This window comes from Bradyrhizobium sp. 87, from assembly GCF_023073015.1.
Lineage (GTDB): Bacteria > Pseudomonadota > Alphaproteobacteria > Rhizobiales > Xanthobacteraceae > Bradyrhizobium > Bradyrhizobium canariense_D.
The window spans coordinates 1-2,396 of the sequence record NZ_JADPIQ010000029.1 but is presented as its reverse complement, the minus strand read 5'-3'; the positions used below and the strand labels follow the sequence as shown (position 1 = coordinate 2,396).

Here is a 2,396-nt window from a genome sequence, read left to right as displayed (position 1 = left end):
GGCCACGGCTTTGAGGGATTGCGCGCGATAGGCCCAGGGAAGCAGCTGATCGATTTCGCTGTTTGGGTGACCGTTGACGATCCTGGTGAGCGCGTCAGTCAGGAAGGCAAGGGGATCGACGTCGTTCAGCTTACAAGTTTCTACCAGGGATGCGATGATGGCCCAGTGCTCGGCGCCGCCGTCGGAGCCAGCGAACAGTGCATTTTTCCGGTTGAGTGCGATCGGGCGGATCGAGCGCTCGACGGCGTTGTTGTCGAGCTCGATACGGCCATCGTCGATGAAGCGCGTCAGGCCCTCCCAGCGTGAGAGCGCATAGCGGATTGCGTCTGCCAATTTGCCCTTTTGACTGATCAGCGCAAGCTTGGCGCGGAGCCACCGTTCGAACGCTTCCGCCAGCGGTCGGCTTTTCTGTTGCCGAACGAGACGGCGCCCCTCGGCGCTGCGGCCACGGATGTCCTTCTCGACGGCATAGAGCTCGGCGATTTGCCTGAGCGCCTCGCTCGCAATGGGCGCCGGACCGGGTGTGGCAAGCTCGTAGAAGTTACGCCGCATGTGCGACCAGCAGAATGCAAGCCGAACATCGCCACGCTCGGCGAGCTTGCCATAGCCGGCATAGCCGTCGACCTGCAGAATCCCCTTGAAGCCTGCCACATGAGCGATCGGTCGATCGGCTTTGCGATCGGGGGCATAGACATAGGCGACGCCGGGCGGATCTGCGCCGCCCCACGGCCGGTCGTCCGCAGCATAGGTCCAGAGCTGACCGGTCTTGGTGCGCCCACGGCCGGGATCGAGCACCGGCATCGTCGTCTCGTCGGCGAACAGCTTTGGCCGTTGCTTAAGCTTGCCTAGGAGGCGCTCATGCAACGGACGCAGATGGAAGGCTGCCTGCCCCACCCAGTCCGCCAACGTTGAACGATCGAGCTCAATGCCTTGGCGGGCATAGATCTGCGCTTGCCGATAGAGCGGCAGGTGATCGGCATATTTTGACACCAGAACCTGTGCGACGGTTGCTTCCGTTGGCAGTCCGCCCTCGATCAGCCGAGCCGGAGCTGGCGCCTGCATGACGCCATCCTCGCAAACCCGGCAGGCGTATTTGGGCCGCCGGGTCACGAGGATCCGGAACTGCGCCGGGACCAGGTCCAGCCGCTCGCTTCTATCCTCGCCGATCCGATGTAACTCGCCTTGGCAGCAGGGACAGGTTCTGTCCTCGATGTCGACGATGACCTCGATCCGCGGCAGGTGCGCCGGCAAGGCGCCACGGTTGCCCCGGCGCTTGCGAGCTCGCGCATCACGGCCTTCAGGTGCACTGATGTCCTGTGCCGTCTCGCCGTACGCTGCGACTTGCTCGACGTCTTCCAGGCCCAGCAGCATCTGGTCTTCAGGCAGCGTCTCTGCCCGTCGGCCAAACCGATGCCGCTGCAATTCCTTGATGATCTGACGCAGCCGCTCGCTCTCGCACCGCTCGGCGAGCAGCATCGCTTTCAGCGTCTCCGGATCGTCAGGCAGGACGTCGCTCACAGCCAAATCAGAGCATATTCGCCGCCATCTGGCGACGCATCCGACGGTCCTGATTCACTTCGCCGCAGCGCTGCCAACAACTACCCGGGCTGCGCTGGCGCCGGCGTCCCCCGTGCCTCGTGCACAAGCCGCCAGTCGAGTCCTTCCAGCAGCGCCGACAATTGCGCTGCCGACAGGCGCATCACACCGTCCTCGATCTTCGGCCAGCGGAAGGTCCCATCCTCAAGCCTCTTGGCGAACAGGCACAGGCCCGTTCCATCCCAGAACACCAGCTTGATCCGGTCCGCCCGCTTGGCCCGGAACACATAGACAGCTCCCGAGAATGGATCTGCACCCATGCTCTCGCGCACCAGGGTCGCAAGACCCTCCATGCCCTTGCGGAAGTCTACCGGCTTGGTCGCCACCATCACCCGGACCGCACCTGACGGACCGATCACCGGCTCACCTTCAGCGCCTGGACAATCGACGCAATCATCGCCGTATCCGCTCCACGACCGGCTCGGATCGTGATGCCGTCCACTTCAATCTCGATGATCCCGCTATCTGCCTTGCGCACCGTTTTGCGCTCCCGGTGAGCACTTGGCGCCGGTACCACTGCGTCCACCACCGCCGGCACAAACTGTACTTCGTCAGCTTCGGAATGACCGCCTGCTGCTTCTCGCAACTGACGTCGCCAGCCAAACAGCTGCTGCGGCGACAATCCATGCCGTCGAGCCACGGAACACACCGAGTCGCCACTCGCCACGATCTCCGCGACGATCCGCACCTTGTCCTCGTCGCTCCACTTCCGCCGACGACCGGCTCCGGTGAAGACCTCGAGCCGCCGCACCGGCTCCGTGATAGCAGTATGCACTGTGTCCATTCTAAGCCTAACGGTC

At 63.7% G+C, this 2,396-nt stretch carries 3 protein-coding genes; all 3 read right to left on the bottom strand.

Annotated features, from left to right (window positions below):
• A partial coding sequence (locus IVB50_RS08240; protein ID WP_247295363.1) for an IS66 family transposase occupies positions 1-1,476 on the bottom strand: 1,476 nt, incomplete at its 3' end.
• Between the two features lie 122 nt (positions 1,477-1,598).
• Positions 1,599-1,955: an IS66 family insertion sequence element accessory protein TnpB gene (tnpB, locus tag IVB50_RS08235; protein ID WP_247295361.1), complete on the bottom strand. Its 357-nt coding sequence runs from the start codon at positions 1,953-1,955 to the stop codon at positions 1,599-1,601.
• Positions 1,952-2,396: transposase (locus tag IVB50_RS08230; protein WP_247295359.1), on the bottom strand; the 445-nt coding region annotated here is incomplete at its 5' end. The genes IVB50_RS08230 and tnpB, both read right to left, overlap by 4 nt.